This window comes from Streptomyces ferrugineus, assembly GCF_015160855.1.
Lineage (GTDB): Bacteria > Actinomycetota > Actinomycetes > Streptomycetales > Streptomycetaceae > Streptomyces > Streptomyces ferrugineus.
Window position 1 is genome coordinate 4,621,323 of sequence record NZ_CP063373.1, and the last position, 16,715, is coordinate 4,638,037.

Consider the following 16,715-nt stretch of genomic DNA (forward strand, 5'->3'; position numbering starts at 1 on the left):
ATGACGAGCGAGGAGCACGACGGGCGGCTGGGGGAGGAGTTCTTCACTCCGGGGACGTCGTCCTTCACCGAGTTCCTGGCCGCGCACCGCCCGGCCCTGCTGCCCATGCGCAGCCCCCTCCCCGACGGCGTCCGCGCGGCCCCCGGCCGCTTCCCGCACGGCACCACGGTGCTGGCCCTCACCTACCGCGACGGCGTGCTGATCGCCGGCGACCGCAGGGCCACCATGGGCAACCTCATCGCCCAGCGCGACCTGGAGAAGGTCCACCCCGCCGACGACCACACGGCCGTCGCCTTCGCGGGCACCGTCGGCCTCGCGCTGGACATGGTGAAGCTCTATCAGGTCGAGCTGAAGCACTTCGAGAAGATCGAGGGCGTCCCCATGACGCTCAAGGCGAAGGCGTCCCGCCTGGCCGGCATGATCCGCCAGAACCTCGGCCAGGCCATGCAGGGCCTCGCCGTCGTGCCGCTCCTCGCCGGCTACGACCCCAGGGCACCCGAGGGCGCCCGGGGCCGCATCTTCGACTTCGAGGTCACCGGAGGGCCGTACGAGAAGCACGACTTCCACGCCGAGGGCTCCGGCTCGCCGTATGCCCGAGGGGCGCTCAAGAAGCTGTTCCGCCCGGACATGTCCCGGCGCGAGGCGGTGCTCGCCGCCCTGCACGCGCTGTACGACGCGGCGGACGACGACTCGGCGACCGGCGGCCCCGACATCAACCGGCGGATCTTCCCCAGCGTCTCGGTGATCACCGGGGACGGCTTCGAGCGGCTGGCCGAGGCGGAGACCGAGGAACTGGCCCGCGAGATGGTGGAGCAGCGTGCCGCCCGGCCGGACGGGCCCAACGCCGCGCCCTGACACGCGGCCCCGCTTTCCGTCCCCATGGCCCGGAGCTGTGCTTTCCATGGCCAAGAACTGCCCCGGCCTTTACTGCACATGGTTTGCAAGTACCGGAGGATGGCTGCAGGCTGTACAACGCAGCCGCCCTCCACAGAAAGACACCTCCTCCCCGATGACGGCTGCCCCTGACTCCACTCCGACCCTCCTGGCCACCACACCCGTGTGGCACCGCGTCCGCACCTCCATGACGCGGCAGGAGTGGAGCAGGGTCGGCGGCATGGCCGCCTTCGTGCTCGCCCTGCACCTCGTCGGCTGGGTCACCCTCGTCGCCGTCGTCGCGCCCGAGCACCACGGCGTCGGTCAGCGGTCCTTCGGGATCGGCGTCGGCGTCACCGCCTACACCCTCGGCATGCGGCACGCCTTCGACGCCGACCACATCGCCGCGATCGACAACACCACCCGCAAACTGATGGGCGAGGGGCAGCGGCCGCTGTCGGTCGGCTTCTGGTTCTCGCTCGGCCACTCCAGCGTCGTCCTCGCCCTGGCCCTGCTGCTCTCCCTCGGCGTGAAGGGCCTTGCCGGACCCGTCCGCGACGACGGCTCCCGCCTCCACGACGCCACCGGCCTGATCGGTACGACCGTCTCCGGCGCCTTCCTCTATCTGATCGCGGCGATCAACCTGGTCGTCCTGGCCGGCATCTGGAAGGTGTTCCGGCGGATGCGCTCGGGCAGCTACGACGAGGCCGCCCTGGAAGAGCGGTTGAACAGCCGCGGCTTCATGAACCGCCTCCTCGGCCGCGCCACCAGGTCGATCACCGAGCCCTGGCACATGTACCCGCTCGGCCTGCTGTTCGGCCTCGGCTTCGACACCGCCACCGAGGTCGCCCTGCTCGTCCTGGCCGGCTCGGGCGCCGCGTCCGGGCTGCCCTGGTACGCGATCCTGTGCCTGCCCGTCCTGTTCGCCGCGGGCATGTCCCTGCTGGACACGATCGACGGCACGTTCATGAACTTCGCCTACGGCTGGGCCTTCTCCCAACCGGTCCGCAAGGTCTACTACAACCTCACCGTCACCGGCCTGTCCGTCGCGGTCGCCCTCCTCATCGGCACGATCGAGCTCCTCTCCCTCCTCGCCGACCGCCTCTCCCTGCACGGCCCGTTCTGGAACCGGATCAGCGGCCTCGACCTGAACACGGCCGGCTTCGCCGTCGTCGGCCTGTTCGTCGTGACCTGGGTCGTCGCCCTGGCCGTGTGGCGGATCGGCCGGATCGAGGAGAAGTGGACGACGGGCCCGCGCACCGAGGAGTCCTGACACCGCGTCGCCCTCGCCTCTCGCGCCGGTCAGCCCCGTACCCCCACGTCCTTGCGCCACCTGACGAACTGCTGGTCCGGATCGCCGGTGTACGCCCACGGCGCGCGCGTGGCGCGCCGCCCCAGCATCCGGAAGAGGGCCCCGGCGATGTCCCGGGCCCGCGCCTGACTTGCCGCGTGTGCCAGGTAGTTGAGGTCGCGCAGCTCGCCGGGGGCCACGCCCTGCTCCCCGCGGCCCATGATCCAGCGCTCCCAGGTTCGGCGTACGTCGCTGACGGCGCCGTCGTTGCTCCAGTGCTGCCCGAGCCCCATGGCGGCATGCTGTCCCTTGGCCGCGTCCAGGGCGTACCGGAACTCCTCGACCCGGGCGTACTGCACGAGCACCGGCAGCGGGCAGCCGGGCGGCGCCACCCCGGCCGCGTCGCGGGCGAAGTCGTACATCAGGCCGTGGGTGCCGTGCCAGCGCGCGGAGTAGTAGTGCAGCACCTGCAGATGACCCTCCACGCTGTACGGGTCGCGGCCGTGCAACTCGTCCCACCAGCGCCCCAGTTCCTGCCGCCGTACTCCTTGCGGATACAGCCGTGCCACGGACATCAGCGAGATCCACGGCGTGGGATCGTCTGGATACGAGTCGGCGGCCTTGAGGCACGACAGCACCGCGGTGTCGATGCGCTGCTGGTCGATCGGCACGCCCCGGCCCGCGGCGATGGCCACGTTGAACGCCCGGGCCGTCTCCGTGGCCGCCCGCAGCACCAGCGCGTCGCCGCTGTGCGGCTCGGCGGCGAGCCACGACTCCACGGTCGAACTGCCCGCGCAGGCCTGGGCGAGCAACCGGACCCGGTGGCCCCGCACCAGCCAGTCGGGCCCGGTGGCCCGCAGCAGCTCCCGCAGGCCCTGCCAGCGGCCGATGACGATGTCCTGGCGGGCACGGGTGAGGGGAGCGTCCCCGCAGTCGGGATCGAAGTCGGGAGTGAAGTCGCGTTTGAAGTTGCCTCGCGCCATCGCCGGTCCCCCTCAGAAGTCGGTGGGAAGACCCTCGTGGACGAGGGGACCTCGGTCGCCGCCGCCCCCGGCGGGGACGTAGTCCGCCTCGACGGTCCGGGTGGCGTCGAGCTTGGCGGGGCGGTAGTAGTCGCTGCCCCGCCGCCAGTACCAGAGCATCGGGACCAGCCCGGCCGCGAGACCGCCGATGCCGATCGCGATCGCCGAGCCGCTCAGCTCGCCCAGCGACTCGACGAAGATCCAGAACATGAACAGGGCCCCGAACAGCGGCCACAGCCCACCGAGGACGAAGGCACCCACCGACGTCAGCAGCACCTTGCGGTAGGCGACGACCGCCGCCAGACCCGTCAGCCCGTAGTACACGGCGATCTGCAGCCCGATCGCCGAGATGGCGTCCGCCAGGATGTCGCCCACCGTGCCCAGGGCGTTGGAGGCGACGAACATCGCCAGCGCCACCACGCCGACCACCGCGATCGCCACCCACGGCGTGTTCCACCGGTGGTGCACCCGGCCCAGCGCGGCCGGCATCGTACGGTCCCGGCCCATCGCGAACAGCGAGCGCGTGACCTGGATGAGCGTGGTCTCCAGCGTGGCGACGGTGGACAGCATCACCGCCACGATCAGCAACTTGCCGCCCCAGCCCGGCCACAGCTCCTCACCGAGCACCGCCAGCACGTTGGCGTCGTTCGCCTGGATCTGCTCCGAGGAGAGGATGATGTTCACCGCGATCGTGAACACCTCGAACAGCAGGAAGACGATGCCCACCCCGATCAGCCCCGCGAGCCCGGTCGTACGGCGGCTGTCGCGGGTCTCCTCGCTGAGGTTGCTGGTGACGTCCCAGCCCCAGTAGTAGAACGCGGCGATCAGCGCCCCCGAGGCGAACCCGGTGACCCCGTCGAAGTGCCCGAAGCCGAGCCAGGACCAGTCGAAGGCGCGGGCGTTCGGCGAGTGGAGGAGGGCGAGTACGGCGAACAGGGCCAGTATCGCCAGCTCGACACCGGAGATCGCGATCTGCGCCCGGACGGTGAGCCGGGCCCCGCCCAGCACCACCAGCAGCATGACCAGGAACCAGCAGGCGCCGACCAGCGTGGACAGCGCGGTGTTCCGCGCGAGTTCCTCGTCGAACAGGGTGAGCGTCATCGATCCGGCGGGCAGCGAGCCGGCCACCATGAACAGGGTCGTCGAGATCACCAGCGCCCAGCCGCTGACGAAGCCCAGAAAGGGGTGCAGCGTCCGCCCCACCCAGGAGTAACTCGCGCCCGCGTTCACATCGATCCGGCTGAGGCGGCTGAAGGCGAGAGCGATGCCCAGCATCGGTATCGCGCAGTACAGCAGCGCGGCCGGACTGGCCAGGCCCACCGAGCCGACGAGAACCGCCGTGATCGCTGCGATCGAGTACGCCGGGGCGCTGCCCGCGACCGCCATCACCACCGTGTCGAACGTGCCGAGGGCATTGGCTTGCAGCCCTCTGCCCGTGTTGTTGCTCATGCGCGCCGCTTTCCGTCGTGCACGACGCCGGGGCGATGCGGCCCCGACGGCGTAGAGGGGGGTGGGGTGGAACAACGCCACGAACCGCAGAGGGGTGACCTCGGGCCAGGGGCGGCGAAACGGGGTGGCGGACACTGTACGCCGTTGCGTTGTCGCACGGTCACGCCGTGTGTGCGAGTGATGATAGCCATACCCCTTGAGGTCTCAAGCGCCGTGGGATCTCCCAGGGTTGGACGACGCGCGACGGGAAACGCGTTGAGGACATGCGTGAGCCGGACCGGCAGACGCCCGCGAGCGAAGGAGGCATCCATGGGCACCGAACACACGCCCTCCGAGCAGATGGCGGACGACGCGTACCAGCCCACCGGAAGCAACGAGGAACAGCAGGACGCCGCACCGCTCGACCTCCAGGACGCCGTCGACGAGCGGACCTACGACGACACCCTCGACGAGGGCTACTCCCCGCCGGAGAAGCCCCTCGGGGTCTCCAAGCACGGCACCACCGCCGCCGAACAGCACACCGGCGAGACCCTCGACGAACGGCTCGCCCAGGAGGTCCCCGAGGTCGGCGTGCCGGCCGGCGACGAGGTGGGCGACCTCCCGGGCGGCGACGGCGAACCCGTCGACCCCGAAGCCGGCACCGACCGCGCGGGCCGACTGGTCGCCCCGGACGAGGGCCTCCGCGGCGACACCACGAAGGAGGAGATCGCCGCCGACCGGGGCATCGACGGCGGAGCGGCCGGCGCCGAGGAGGCCGCGGTGCACGTGGTCGACGACGAAGAGCTGCGGGAGGGCGGGGAGACCTGACGCCCGGCCTCGATGCGGGGGGGGCTCAGTCCCCGATGCGGTCGATCTGGCGCAGCCTGTTCGTGGCGTCCAGGGCGGCGACCTTGTACGACTCCGCGAGCGTCGGGTAGTTGAACACCGCGTCGACGAGATAGTCGACGGTCCCGCCGCACCCCATCACCGACTGCCCGATGTGGATGAGCTCCGTCGCCCCCGTACCGAAGCAGTGCACCCCGAGCAGGGTGCGGTCCGCGGGGGAGACCAGCAGTTTCAGCATGCCGTGCGAGTCGCCGATGATCTGCCCGCGGGCCAGCTCGCGGTAGCGGGAGATGCCCACCTCGAACGGCACCCGGTCCTCGGTGAGCTGGTCCTCGGTCCGCCCCACGAAGCTGATCTCCGGGATGGTGTAGATCCCGATCGGCTGGAGGTTGAGCATCGGGCCGACGGGCTCCCCACAGGCGTGGTATGCCGCCGCACGCCCCTGTTCCATGGCGGTAGCGGCCAGCGCGGGGAAGCCGATGACGTCGCCGACGGCGTAGATGTGCGGCACCTCGGTGCGGTAGTGCTCGTCGACCGTGATCCGGCCGCGCGCGTCCGCGGTCAGCCCGGCCTTGTCCAGGTCCAGCTCATCGGTGAGCCCCTGCCGGCCCGCCGAGTACATCATCGTGTCCGCGGGGATCTTCTTGCCGCTCTCCAGGATGGTCAGCGTCCCGCGCGGATGCCGTTCGACGGCGGCCACGGTCTCCCCGAAGCGGAACGTGACGGCGAGGTCGCGCAGGTGGTACTTGAGCGACTCGATCACCTCGACGTCGCACATGTCGAGCATCCCGGCGCGCTTCTCCACCACGGTGATCTTGCTGCCGAGCGCGGCGAACATCGAGGCGTACTCCATGCCGATCACCCCGGCGCCCACGATGACCATGGAACGCGGCACCCGCTCCAGCGCGAGCACGTTGTCCGAGTCCATGATCGTCCGCCCGTCGAACTCCACGCTGCCCGGTCGTGCGGGCCGGGTGCCGGTGGCGATGACGATGCGCTCGGCGGTCAGCAGCCGCTCATGGCCGGTGATCTCGCGCAGGGCGACGGTGTGCGGGTCGACGAAGCGGCCGGTGCCGGCGTAGAGGGCGACGTGGTTGCGGGAGAGCTGGCTGCGGATGACGTCCACCTCGCGGCCGACCACGTGCCGGGTGCGCGCGGTGAGGTCGGCGACGGTGATGTCCTCCTTGAGCCGGTAGCTCTGCCCGTACAGATCGCGCTGGGTGAGACCCGTCAGGTACAGCACCGCCTCGCGCAGGGTCTTGGAGGGGATGGTCCCGGTGTGGATGGACACGCCGCCCACCATGTCGGGGCGGTCGACGACGGCGACGCGGCGGCCCAGCTTGGCCGCGGCGATGGCGGCCTTCTGGCCACCGGGGCCGGATCCGATGACGAGCATGTCGAAGTCGGGCACCCTCCGGAGTCTGACAGCCGCAAGACCGCTTTCGAAAGGGTGAGCCGTGAACCACTGCCCGGCCGAAGTGCCGGATCCGGAACGGAAGTTGCGGCTCGGCGCGGCCCACGCGTCTTTCGCCCCGCCGCTCGGGCGCGATGTCCGGCGCGCGGGTCGATAATGCGGGTATGGGTCATCGACTGGCCGACGTGAGCACGCCGGCCCGGCTGGCCGCCCCGCAGGAGGGCATCGGCCGGGACGAACTGGCGCTCGCCACCCGCAACCACGGCCTGCCCCTCGAAGCCCTGCGCCACGACGTCACCCCACCCGGACTGCACTACGTCCTGACCCACTACGACATCCCGTACGTCCCCGACGACACCCCCTGGCCCCTGACCCTGAACGGCCGCGTCCGCCGCACCCTCCGCCTGGACCGGGCCGACCTCCGGGCATTCCCGCAGGTCACCACCCGCGTCACGCTGGAGTGCGCGGGAAACGGCCGCGCCCTGCTGACCCCCCGCCCGGTGAGCCAGCCCTGGCTCGTCGAGGCGGTCGGCACCGCCGAGTGGACCGGCGTGCCGCTGCGCCTGCTGCTCGCGGAGGCCGGAGTCGGCCCCGGCGCGGTCGAGGTGGTCTTCACCGGCGCCGACCACGGGGTCGAGCGCGGCGTCGAGCAGGACTACCAGCGTGCCCTGCCCCTCGACGTGGCCGTGGGCAGCGACCCCGAGGTGCTGGTGGCGTACGCGATGAACGGCGCCCCGCTGCCGCCGCAGCACGGCCGTCCGCTGCGGCTGATCGTGCCCGGCTGGTACGGCATGGCCCATGTGAAGTGGCTGCGCGAGATCACCGTCGTCGACGAACCGTTCACGGGGTTCCAGCAGGCCGTGGCCTACCGGCTGCGCCGGGATCCCGACGACGAGGGCGAGCCGGTCACCCGTATCGCCCCGCGCGCCCTGCTGGTCCCACCCGGCTTCCCGGATTTCATGTCCCGGGCCCGGGTGGTGCGGCCCGGTCCCGTGGCCCTGGAGGGACGTGCCTGGTCAGGGCGCGCACCGGTGACGCGCGTCGAGGTCAGCACGGACGGCGGGCGCACCTGGCGGGACGCCGAGCCGGCGCCGGACCACGGGCAGCGGTGGGCCTGGCGCGGCTGGCGGCACGACTGGACGGCGACCCCGGGCGAGCACGTGCTGACCGCGCGGGCCACGGACGCCGGCGGCGACACCCAGCCCCTGGACCAGCCCTGGAACCGCGGGGGCTTCGCCAACAACCTCGTCCAGCGGGTCCCGGTGCTGTGCCTGGACGAGGACGGGACGGCTTAGCCCGCAACGGCAACGTGGCCCGCAACGGCACTGCGAAGGCATGCGGCGTCGCCCTGGGTGCACTCCCGCGTCCCCAGGGCGACCGGTGCCGATCGTGGCGGGGTACGGCTAGGGCAGGAGCTTGTCCAAGGCGGACGGCCCCTCGGCCGCCAGCTTGCGCTTGGCCCATTCCAGGTTGCGTGGAGTGATGTCCTTGCCTGAGGCAAGGACGATGTCCTCGGGGGACACCTCGGTGCCGGTACGGGCGTGGAGCAGGTCGTCCGGGGTGGCGCGGTCCTCGGACGGCCCGGACGCTTCGGGCTGGGACGTCGGCATCATCTCTGCTCCTCGGATCCGGATCACTGGTTCGGGCCCGGTGAGGTCATCGGGTCTGTTATCACCATTCAACGCCTGAGCGGACCCTGCATCCGGAAGGGGCCGCAGACCCGCCCCGCACCGGGACCACGTCAGCCCTCGAAGGGCGTCAGCGTCAGCGTGATCCCCGTCGGCGCCGTGTCCTGGATGTACGAGGCGAAGTCGGCCACGTCGTCGAAGGCGAAGCCGTACGCCCTGCCGTCCTCGGTGGCCGTGTGCATCGCCTTGGCGTAGTGGTTGGTCAGGTCGGTCCGGTAGAAGGCGGCGGCGTCGGTCGTCGGCTGGGCGGGGTGGCTGAGCAGGGTCGAGCGGTTGAAGCCGGCGCCGAGGATCGCGGCGACGGGCCCCGTCGTGCCGTCGTTCGGGGCGGCGAGGTTGCCGTCGCAGAACAGCACGTCCCGGGTCGACGGCTTGGCGAAGGACACCTGCGCGGGCCCGTCGAAGGTGAACCGGTCGCCGCGCACCCGCCCGGTGAACGCCCCCGCGTTGGTGGTGACGGTGAGGTCCCGCCCGGTGTACGTGCTCCACACCTCGTCGATGTACGGCGCGAGGTAGTCTTTGGCGAACAGCCCGGCGTCCAGGCCGTGGCCCGGTGCGATGACGCGGGTGTCGTCCACGACGAGCCGGGCGAACTCCTCGACCTGGCGGACCGCGGCGAACGCGGCGGCACGTCCACCGGCGCGCAGCTTGCCCGTGGTCTGGTCCTCGGCGCCGGTCAGACGGATGCTCAGCGGCACGCTGAACATGTCGACCATGGTGGTGTTGCAGAACATCCCCGACGCGTTGTACGTGAACTCGGCGCAGTCGTGCAGCACCGGGTAGTTGGGGTCCGAGGTCACCCAGCCGGCCGGGTACTGCAGCGCGGCGTTGCCGTTGCCGTCGGTGACGGCCTTGAACTTGAGCTTCTCGCCGAGCGACACATAGATCCGGCCGGACATGTGGGGCAGGGACAGCCGGGTCTCGCCGCTGCCGGCGAGGGAGATGGCGTAGTCGGTGAAGCCGTCGGGGCCGTTGTCCGACAGCGCGATCGGCGCGAGGGTGCCGTCGGGCGTGACACGGACCTGCCTGCCGTCCTGGTTGCCGACGATGTAGAGGTGGACGTTCGCGTTGCCGAAGGAGCCGCTGTCGTTGACGATCGTCAGCGGCAGCGGACCCGCAGCGGCGGGCGCGCCATTGCCCGCGGACGTGCCCGCGAGGGCGTACGGGCCCATCGTGGCGGCGGCGGGGACGGCCACCGCCGCACCGCCCAGGGTGAACAGAAGCCTGCGTCGGCCGAGTCGGCGCTGGTGACGGGAAGTCATGTGGGGGGTCTCCCGGAGTACTTGTGGGGGTACTGGGGCCGTGGCGGCGAGCCGTGCGGCCCGGCTCGCCTGAGAGCGCTCTCGAAGCGGGTCGGACCGACCTCGGCCACCACCGATGGGCCCCGATGCTACGCACGACCACGGCATTGGCCAATGGGTCTGCACCAAGTTCAAATCCCCTTGAGGTGCGTGAACTTGACGGACAGCGAAACGGGCACGGCCGCTTAAGCCCTGCCTAAGGCCTGTTTAAGCCTGGTGGTCGTCTTGAGAGCGCTTTCACCTTCTAAACCGATGGACGCCCCTGCCGAAGATCACATATCCTGTGGCTCCACGCCCTGAGACGGACGGAAGGAGGCGAGTGCCGTGCGGTTCACATCACTTCAGCGCTCCCTTTTCCGTGACCCCGGCGTGCGTATCGCGATCTGACCGGGAGCGCTCCAAGCAGCCCACATCCCGGAGGAATCCGTGACCGAACTGGTCATCCGCGCGCTCACCGAGAGCGACGCCCATCTCTTCGACGCACACCCCGACCCGCTCGGCGCCCGTGAGGGCCACCGGCAGACCCGATTCCGCCCCGAGTGGAAGCGGGTGGCCCTGCGCGACGGCGACGTCGTCGCACGTGGCGCCTGGTGGGGCGGCCCCGACGACTCGGAGCCCCTCAACATCAACTGGTTCGACGTGGCCGACGGCGAGGAGGAGGCCGGCGCCGAACTCCTGCGCTCCGCCCCCTGGCGGGTCGAACTCGAGATCAACCTGCCCGGCGGCTGGCGCGACGACCCCGCCCTCAAGGCAGCCGCCGAGGCCCGCTTCAACGCCGCCCGCGCGGCCGGATACGAACTCCTCGTCGAACGCTTCCTGTACCGCTGGACCCCCGACCTCGGCCTGCCCGAGCGCCCCGGACGCCTGCGCTTCAGCGCCGAGCCCGACGACGCGGTCTTCTTCGACGCCCTGCGCCGCATCCACTCCGTCACCCTGGACGCACACGCACTGCGGGACATCGAGGAGGGCGGCCTCGACAAGGCCGCCCAGGAGGAGCTGGACTTCTTCCACTGGTGCCCGTCCCCACGGGAGTGGTGGCAGGTCGCCCACACCCCGGAGGGCGACCTCGCCGGCATCCACATCCCGGCCCACAACCCCTCCGGCCCGACCGTCGGGTTCATCGGGGTCGTCCCGGAACAGCGCGGCCACGGCTACGCCTACGACCTACTCTCCGAGTGCACCCACGTCCTCGTCGAGCAGGGCGCGGAGTTCGTCACCGGCGCGACGGACCAGGGCAACTTCCCGATGGCCGCGAACTTCGCCAGGGCGGGCTACCCCGTCGTCAAGGAACGGATCAACTTCCATGGGGTGAGCCAGGAGTAGCGACGCCAGGCCCCGCGTCACGCGACGGCGGTCCCCTCGAGCTCGACCATCTGGCCGGGGACCGCCAGTCGTGTCACCCCGAGCATCGTGGTGGCCGGCGCCACCCCGGCGGCGCCCAACCGCGACGCCAGCACGCCGTAGTGCGGGAACAGCAGATCGACGTCGGTGGTGTAGACGTTGAGCCGGACGAGGTTCGCGAGGGACATGCCGGCCTCGCCGAGCACGGCCTCCAGGTTGTCGAGGCTCAGCGCCAGTTGTGCGGCCATGTCGCCCTCGTGCAGGGGCTTGCCGTCGTCGCTCATCGCTGTCTGTCCCGAGCAGTACAGGGTCCGGGTGTGCCCGGAGACGATCTCACCCTGGTTGAATCCCAGCTCCGCCGACCACGTCACCGGGTTGACCGCCGTTCGTTCCACTGCCACATCAGCTCCATTCGATTCCTGGAATTTCGTTCCTGGGAGCAAGGAGCCTTCCAACAAAGCACGACATCCTTTGTCATGTATTCGATAGGGTTTTCGTGTGCGCGCCGATCGGTTGGTCTCCCTGGTGTTGCTGCTGCGTCAGCGCGGTCGGCTGACCGCGGACACGCTGGCCCGCGAACTGGAGGTCTCCACCCGCACCGTGCTGCGCGACATCGAGGCGCTGTCCGCGGCCGGGGTCCCGGTGTACGCCGAACGTGGCCGGCACGGCGGGTTCGCGCTGTTGCCCGGGTTCCGGACCGAGCTCACCGGACTGAACCACGACGAGGCCCTTGCCCTGCTGACCGCCGGGTCGGCGCGCGGCGAGCAGGCGTTCGGCCTCGGCTCGGCGCTCGCTTCGGCCATGCGCAAGGTGGTTGACGCGCTGCCCGAGGTTCACCGGGCCACCGCGAGCGACGCGGCCGAGCGATTTCTCGTCGAGCCGGAGACCGATCTGCTCTCACGCCCGCTGGTCACCGACGAGGTGCCGGACACGACCATGATCGAGATCCGGCGCGCGGTGCTCGCCGGACAGAAACTGCGCATCCACTACGCGGCCGCCGACCAGGCGCCCCGGTGGCGCACGGTGGACCCGATCGGCCTGGTCACCGTACGCGACCGGGGCTATCTGCTGGCCACGAGATCCGGCGCGGACCGTACCTACCGGCTGTCGCGGGTGCTGGCCGCCGAGGAACTCCCCGAACCGGCCCAGCGACCGGACCGGGTCGATCTGGACCAGGTCTGGCGGGAACGCTGTGCCCAGTTCCTCTCCAGCGACCACATCGCCGTACTCATCCGGGTGAACCCGGAGCGGTGGGAGGACCTGCTGGGCACCGCGGTAGCCGTCCGCGCCGCGGAACCCGAGACGGACGGACGGCTGCGGCTGGAGGCGACGTTCCAAGACCTGCGCCACGCCGAGTGGGCGCTGTGGCAGCTCGGCACGGACGCGGAGGCCTTGGCCCCCGAGTCGTTGCGCACCAGTCTGCGTGACCGCGCCGCCGCCATCGCCGCCCGTTACGGAGACGCATCCTGAAGCCTTGGCCAGGGCGCGGAAGTCACCTGGAGGAGCGAGCAGTTCGGCGGTGGGAGGATCCAGTGGAGCGAGTCCCGCTGGGCGAGCCCTCAGCGGCTGCCGTTCAGCAACCCCTCCGCCTCGGCCAGAATCTCGGTCACCCGCAGCCCGAACGCCGCGTCGCACGCGTGCGCGTTGCCGGTGCCGGCCGCGGTGAGCAGGCCGTCCCCGGCGCGGATCAGGGCGGACACCGCGCTCTCGGTGCTCTCCGGGAGCACCGTCACCCCGGCCGCGCCCCGCAGTTCCACCGTCGCCCCTGCGGCGGCGGGCGGTGCCGTCAGGCTCAGGGTCAGCGTGCTCGACGCGCCACCGGCGTGATCGAGGACCAGGTGGACGGTGTCGCCCGGGCCGGGCGCGGCCGCCGCCACGCGCCTCGCGTCCCCCAGGACCGGCAGCAGCACGGACAGCGCATGCGGGCCCACGTCCCACAGCGCGCCCTTCTCCCGCCGCCACGGCGAGTCCGCGAACGGATTGCCGTCACCGCTGAACACCGCCCCGAGCCACTGTGCCCGCCCGGTGAACCATCCTTGCGCGGCCGCCTGTTCGGAGATCCACGCCTCGGTCTCCGGCTGGAACCGGGCGGTGAAGAAGACGACCGAAGCGACCCCGGCCGCTTCGACGCCCTCGACGACGGCCCGCGCCTGCTCCACCGTCGGCGCGAGCGGCTTGTCCAGCAGCAGATGGCAGCCCGCCCGCGCGGCCCGCACCGCCAGCTCGGCCTGAACGGCGGGCGGCAGGGCCACGGCCACCGCGTCCACGTCGGCGAGCAGCGCGTCGACGTCGTCGTAGGCGCGCACGCCGTAGCTGTCGGCCAGCTCCTTCGTGGGGGCGGCACGGCGGCCCCACACCCCGACGAAGTCCAGGTCCCCGTGCCGGCTCAGGGCGGGGGCGTGGGCCATCTGGGCCCACGGGCCGGTGCCGAGCAGTCCTATGCGCATGCCGCCGCCTCTCACTGTGCCGAAGCTCTCGCGACCGATGCCGGGCCGCCGGGCGGCTGTCGATCGATCGAGGTGAGCGTGCCACATCGACCGGGAGGCCGTGCAAGCGGTTGCACGGCCATCTCGGCGGCACAGCCGCGATTTCCATCGGACCTCGCGCGTCCCGGCGGCGACGCTGGAGTGGGTCCGGAACGGCCCGTGACCCCACGGACCGTCCGCGGACGACAACGTTGCCCGCGCGACGGCCGAAAGAGCCGAAAGAAGGGGCAGGAACCCTCGCCCGGCTCCTGACCGGCCGTACCACCTTCGTGGTCGCCCACCGTCTGTCCACCGTGCGCCGCGCGGACCGGATCGTGGTGATGGGGGACGGCCGTATCCAGGAGATCGGCACCTACGAGGAACTCCTGCGCCGGGGCGGGGCCTCCACGGCACTGCACGGCGGCCGGGTCGCCTGACGCGTGCTGTCCCACCCGCTCCACCGACGCGCCGTGGTGGAGCGGGTGGCACGGCCGGCTACGGCAGGCCCACCACTCGGCCCAGCTCGATCCGGTCGATGTCCGGCGCCCAGGCGGTCGCGTTGCCGAACGTCACCTTGTTGGACCCCTTCCTCAGATCGACCGGCACGCCCACCGTCCAGTAGTCGTCCGAGCTCCAGGTGTTCTTGAAGGTGACGCGGACCGGCGCTCCGTCGCCCACCGTGATGTCCGCCGTACGGGACATGATGTCCGTGTTGTAGGCGTGGCCGTTGTCGCGCCGGTCGTTGTGCGCGTAGTGCACGACCAGCAGATAGCGGCCGGAGCTTGGCGCCCGCACCGTGAACTCGGCGGTGGAGGAAGGGCTGTTGCCGAGTCGGCCGATGTACGACCCGCCGGAGGCGTACGCCGAGTCGACCAGCTCGGCCCCGCCCGCGAGCGTGGCCGAGTCGGCCTCGTGGCCGAGGGTGCCGGCCGTCGAGCCGGCGCCCGAGACGGTGAGAGAGCGGACGGAGGCGTGCTGCGCGGTCATCGCGACGCGGTTGTTGCCCGCCGCCAGGTACAGCCGCAGGGGCCGTCCGGGCGCCGCCGTCACCGTCTCCCCGTGCAGGGCGAGCCGCACCGCCGCCGAGGCCCTCGGCACCACCGTGTAGTAGCCGTCGCGCGGGGCGTAGACGTCGAAGACCGCCTGGTCACCGGAGCGCAGGACGAGCGCACCCGTGCCCACCCCGGCCGACGAGGAGTAGTCGTACGACGGCCTGCCGCTGATGTCCGCGAGCGTGGCCTCGTACGAGGCGGAGGGGACGCCGTCGCGGGCGGTCAGGTCGACGCGGTCGAGCGTGACCTCGGCGGCGCCCTTGGCCAGCGTCAGCTCATGGGTGCCCGCCGACAGGCGTATCGGCAGTTCCTTCTTGGCGCGGTAGGTCCAGTTCTCGGTGGAGGGGTAGGTGACGGTGACCGGGTCGCCGCCGTCGACCGACAGCCGCTGGGTGGCCGGGGCGCCGGACTGGTTGCCGTAGAGGATCGCCAGGTCGTACGTCCCGTCGCGCGGGACCGTGACCGTGAAGTCGACCTTGCTGGTGGCCTGGTTGAGGGAGCCGACGTCCTTGGTGCCGGAGGCGGCGTAGCCGTTGGCGTTCTCGACCGTGCCCTGGGTGTAGACCTTGCCGTCGGTGACGGCCGCCGCCTCGGCCTCGTACGACGCCGACCAGGGGACGGAGGGCGTGGCCGGGGTGCCGGAGCCGCCCGGGGTGAGCACGATCCGGTAGGCGGACATCTTCCGCATGCCGCGCAGCGGAACGGTCACCGAGCCGTCGTCGGCCACCTTCACCTTCACCCGTGCGAGGACACGGGGCGTCGCGTGCTGACCCTCGTAGCCGGACCAGGCGGCCTCGGCGACGGTCGCGGTGACTGTCCGGCCAAAGACGGACCGGGGGACATGGCGGACCACGACGTCGGAGTCGCCGGCGGAACCGCCGAGCAGCACCTGGGCCTGGCGGCGCCCGGTGTCCAGGGAGGCGAGGCCCTGGAGGGTGTCGATGGTGTCGGCCTGCGGCGGGGTCACCTCGACCGTGTCGCCGGTCAGCCCGGCGTACCAGCGGAAGAACCACCAGCCGCCGTTGGGGATGTTGGAGCGGACCACATGGCCGCTGAGGTTGCCCGCCGCGTCCCAGTAGGCCGCGTTGGCGTACACCTTGTTCCTCTCGAACATCGACACCCACTGCACGAGCTGCCCGGGCACGGACAGGTCGCGGCGGTTGGCGTACTCGTCGATGTTGATCTTCAGCGGGGCGATGCCCGCCTCCCGCTCCAGGGAGCGGTAGTCGTCGTAGTGCGCCTGGAAGTCCCGCAGCGAGCCGGAGCCCAGCTCGTGCCAGGTCATCACCTGGGGCAGGACGTCCTCGCGCTTGGCGAAGGCGAGGAAGTCCCTGAGCAGTCGGGTGTGATAGGCGGCTTCGTTCGGGCCCGCGATCCTCGCGTCCGGATCGATCGCGCGGATCCGGTGGTACACCGTCTTCCAGTCCCTGAAGAACCGGTCGCGGTTGGCCTCGTACTGGGCCTGGTCGGCGACCCCGAGCTTGTACCAGATCTGGTCGGGTTCGTTGAACGGGATGTAGACGAAGCGCTCGCTGTTCGGGTCGGCCGCGACCTCCTTGGCGATCTTGTCGACCTTGGGGAGGTAGTCGTCGATGCCGAGGTCCTCGTACGGCCACTTGGCGTAGATGTCCTGCATCATCACGTTGATCTCGCCGCCGCCGTTGCGGAAGAACGACTTGGAGACGGTGAGCGCGTCGCCGTTGGGGTGCTGGGCGCCGCCCTCCGGCTTCTGCGAGATGCTGGTGACCTTCAGCGGCGCCAGCGCGGCGTCGCTGGGCACCCCGTCGTCGCTGAGCCCGTACAGCGCTCCGTTGGCGCCGAGCATCACCGGGCCCTCGGAGGCGGCCAGGTCGACGGTGAGGCGCTGCGGGTCGGTCGCTGCCGACGCGGGCCCGGCCGCGGGGAGGGTGCCTGCCATGGCGGTTGCTCCAAGTACGGCTGTGACCAAGGTGGTTCTGATGCGGGATCTCGTACGGGCTCGTGTGCGGGTGGGG

General features: G+C 71.2%; 14 protein-coding genes and 1 pseudogene. 7 read left to right on the forward strand and 8 right to left on the reverse strand.

Going from position 1 to position 16,715, the window contains the following annotated elements; genetic code table 11:
• Both prcB and nicT read left to right on the forward strand, forming a co-directional pair.
• Positions 1-855 carry a proteasome subunit beta gene (gene prcB / locus IM697_RS21080; RefSeq protein ID WP_194049257.1) on the forward strand — a complete coding sequence of 285 codons (855 nt, stop codon included), beginning with the start codon at positions 1-3 and terminating at the stop codon, positions 853-855.
• A 154-nt stretch (positions 856-1,009) separates the two neighbouring features.
• Positions 1,010-2,146, forward strand: coding sequence for a Nickel transporter NicT (gene nicT, locus IM697_RS21085; protein WP_194049258.1), 1,137 nt, complete (start codon positions 1,010-1,012; stop codon positions 2,144-2,146).
• A 29-nt stretch (positions 2,147-2,175) separates the two neighbouring features.
• On the opposite strand, the gene IM697_RS21090 is transcribed toward nicT, so the two are convergent.
• On the reverse strand, positions 2,176-3,147 hold the full coding sequence (locus IM697_RS21090) for a hypothetical protein (protein WP_194049259.1): 972 nt from the start codon (positions 3,145-3,147) through the stop codon (positions 2,176-2,178).
• Positions 3,148-3,159: 12 nt separating this feature from the next.
• Positions 3,160-4,635: an APC family permease gene (locus tag IM697_RS21095; RefSeq protein ID WP_194049260.1), complete on the reverse strand. Its 1,476-nt coding sequence runs from the start codon at positions 4,633-4,635 to the stop codon at positions 3,160-3,162.
• A gap of 309 nt (positions 4,636-4,944) precedes the next feature.
• On the opposite strand from IM697_RS21095, the gene IM697_RS21100 reads away from it, so the two are divergent.
• Complete coding sequence (locus tag IM697_RS21100; protein ID WP_194049261.1) at positions 4,945-5,442, forward strand: DUF5709 domain-containing protein; 498 nt, start codon at positions 4,945-4,947, stop codon at positions 5,440-5,442.
• A 25-nt stretch (positions 5,443-5,467) separates the two neighbouring features.
• Here the strand turns inward: IM697_RS21100 and sthA are convergent, their stop codons facing one another.
• On the reverse strand, positions 5,468-6,871 hold the full coding sequence (gene sthA, locus IM697_RS21105; RefSeq protein WP_194049262.1) for a Si-specific NAD(P)(+) transhydrogenase: 1,404 nt from the start codon (positions 6,869-6,871) through the stop codon (positions 5,468-5,470).
• 167 nt (positions 6,872-7,038) lie between these two features.
• Between sthA and IM697_RS21110 the strand changes: the two genes are divergently transcribed.
• Positions 7,039-8,169 carry a sulfite oxidase gene (locus IM697_RS21110; RefSeq protein ID WP_194049263.1) on the forward strand — a complete coding sequence of 377 codons (1,131 nt, stop codon included), beginning with the start codon at positions 7,039-7,041 and terminating at the stop codon, positions 8,167-8,169.
• A 108-nt stretch (positions 8,170-8,277) separates the two neighbouring features.
• Here the strand turns inward: IM697_RS21110 and IM697_RS21115 are convergent, their stop codons facing one another.
• Both IM697_RS21115 and IM697_RS21120 read right to left on the reverse strand, forming a co-directional pair.
• A complete protein-coding gene (locus IM697_RS21115; RefSeq protein ID WP_194049795.1) occupies positions 8,278-8,484 on the reverse strand; it encodes a hypothetical protein in 207 nt (68 codons plus the stop codon).
• Between the two features lie 131 nt (positions 8,485-8,615).
• A complete protein-coding gene (locus IM697_RS21120; RefSeq protein ID WP_194049264.1) occupies positions 8,616-9,824 on the reverse strand; it encodes a glycoside hydrolase family 64 protein in 1,209 nt (402 codons plus the stop codon).
• 465 nt (positions 9,825-10,289) lie between these two features.
• On the opposite strand from IM697_RS21120, the gene IM697_RS21125 reads away from it, so the two are divergent.
• The gene (locus tag IM697_RS21125; protein WP_194049265.1) at positions 10,290-11,186 is read left to right on the forward strand and encodes a GNAT family N-acetyltransferase; all 897 of its coding nucleotides are present in this window, start codon (positions 10,290-10,292) and stop codon (positions 11,184-11,186) included.
• Positions 11,187-11,203: 17 nt separating this feature from the next.
• Here the strand turns inward: IM697_RS21125 and IM697_RS21130 are convergent, their stop codons facing one another.
• Entirely contained in the window at positions 11,204-11,599 is a 396-nt protein-coding gene (locus tag IM697_RS21130; protein ID WP_194049796.1) for a RidA family protein, read from the reverse strand.
• A 103-nt stretch (positions 11,600-11,702) separates the two neighbouring features.
• Here IM697_RS21130 and IM697_RS21135 point away from each other — a divergent pair, with 103 nt between their 5' ends.
• Complete coding sequence (locus IM697_RS21135) at positions 11,703-12,674, forward strand: helix-turn-helix transcriptional regulator (RefSeq protein WP_194049266.1); 972 nt, start codon at positions 11,703-11,705, stop codon at positions 12,672-12,674.
• An 89-nt stretch (positions 12,675-12,763) separates the two neighbouring features.
• Here the strand turns inward: IM697_RS21135 and IM697_RS21140 are convergent, their stop codons facing one another.
• The gene (locus IM697_RS21140; RefSeq protein WP_194049267.1) at positions 12,764-13,651 is read right to left on the reverse strand and encodes a Gfo/Idh/MocA family protein; all 888 of its coding nucleotides are present in this window, start codon (positions 13,649-13,651) and stop codon (positions 12,764-12,766) included.
• 275 nt (positions 13,652-13,926) lie between these two features.
• Between IM697_RS21140 and IM697_RS21145 the strand changes: the two are divergent.
• Positions 13,927-14,106, forward strand: a pseudogene (locus IM697_RS21145) (ABC transporter ATP-binding protein); the annotation flags it as partial.
• Positions 14,107-14,164: 58 nt separating this feature from the next.
• Here the strand turns inward: IM697_RS21145 and IM697_RS21150 are convergent.
• Positions 14,165-16,639 (reverse strand): CBM35 domain-containing protein, encoded by a 2,475-nt coding sequence (locus IM697_RS21150; protein WP_194049268.1) that lies wholly within the window; start codon positions 16,637-16,639, stop codon positions 14,165-14,167.
• Between the last annotated feature and the right edge of the window lie 76 nt (positions 16,640-16,715).

Coding starts and splice junctions, on each gene's coding strand:
- nicT (WP_194049258.1), top strand. CDS start 1,010: ATGACGGCTGCCCCTGACTCCACTCCGACCCTCCTGGCCACCACACCC.
- IM697_RS21110 (WP_194049263.1), top strand. CDS start 7,039: ATGGGTCATCGACTGGCCGACGTGAGCACGCCGGCCCGGCTGGCCGCC.
- IM697_RS21150 (WP_194049268.1), bottom strand. CDS start 16,639: ATGGCAGGCACCCTCCCCGCGGCCGGGCCCGCGTCGGCAGCGACCGAC.
- prcB (WP_194049257.1), top strand. CDS start 1: ATGACGAGCGAGGAGCACGACGGGCGGCTGGGGGAGGAGTTCTTCACT.
- IM697_RS21095 (WP_194049260.1), bottom strand. CDS start 4,635: ATGAGCAACAACACGGGCAGAGGGCTGCAAGCCAATGCCCTCGGCACG.
- IM697_RS21100 (WP_194049261.1), top strand. CDS start 4,945: ATGGGCACCGAACACACGCCCTCCGAGCAGATGGCGGACGACGCGTAC.
- IM697_RS21120 (WP_194049264.1), bottom strand. CDS start 9,824: ATGACTTCCCGTCACCAGCGCCGACTCGGCCGACGCAGGCTTCTGTTC.
- IM697_RS21090 (WP_194049259.1), bottom strand. CDS start 3,147: ATGGCGCGAGGCAACTTCAAACGCGACTTCACTCCCGACTTCGATCCC.
- IM697_RS21115 (WP_194049795.1), bottom strand. CDS start 8,484: ATGCCGACGTCCCAGCCCGAAGCGTCCGGGCCGTCCGAGGACCGCGCC.
- IM697_RS21140 (WP_194049267.1), bottom strand. CDS start 13,651: ATGCGCATAGGACTGCTCGGCACCGGCCCGTGGGCCCAGATGGCCCAC.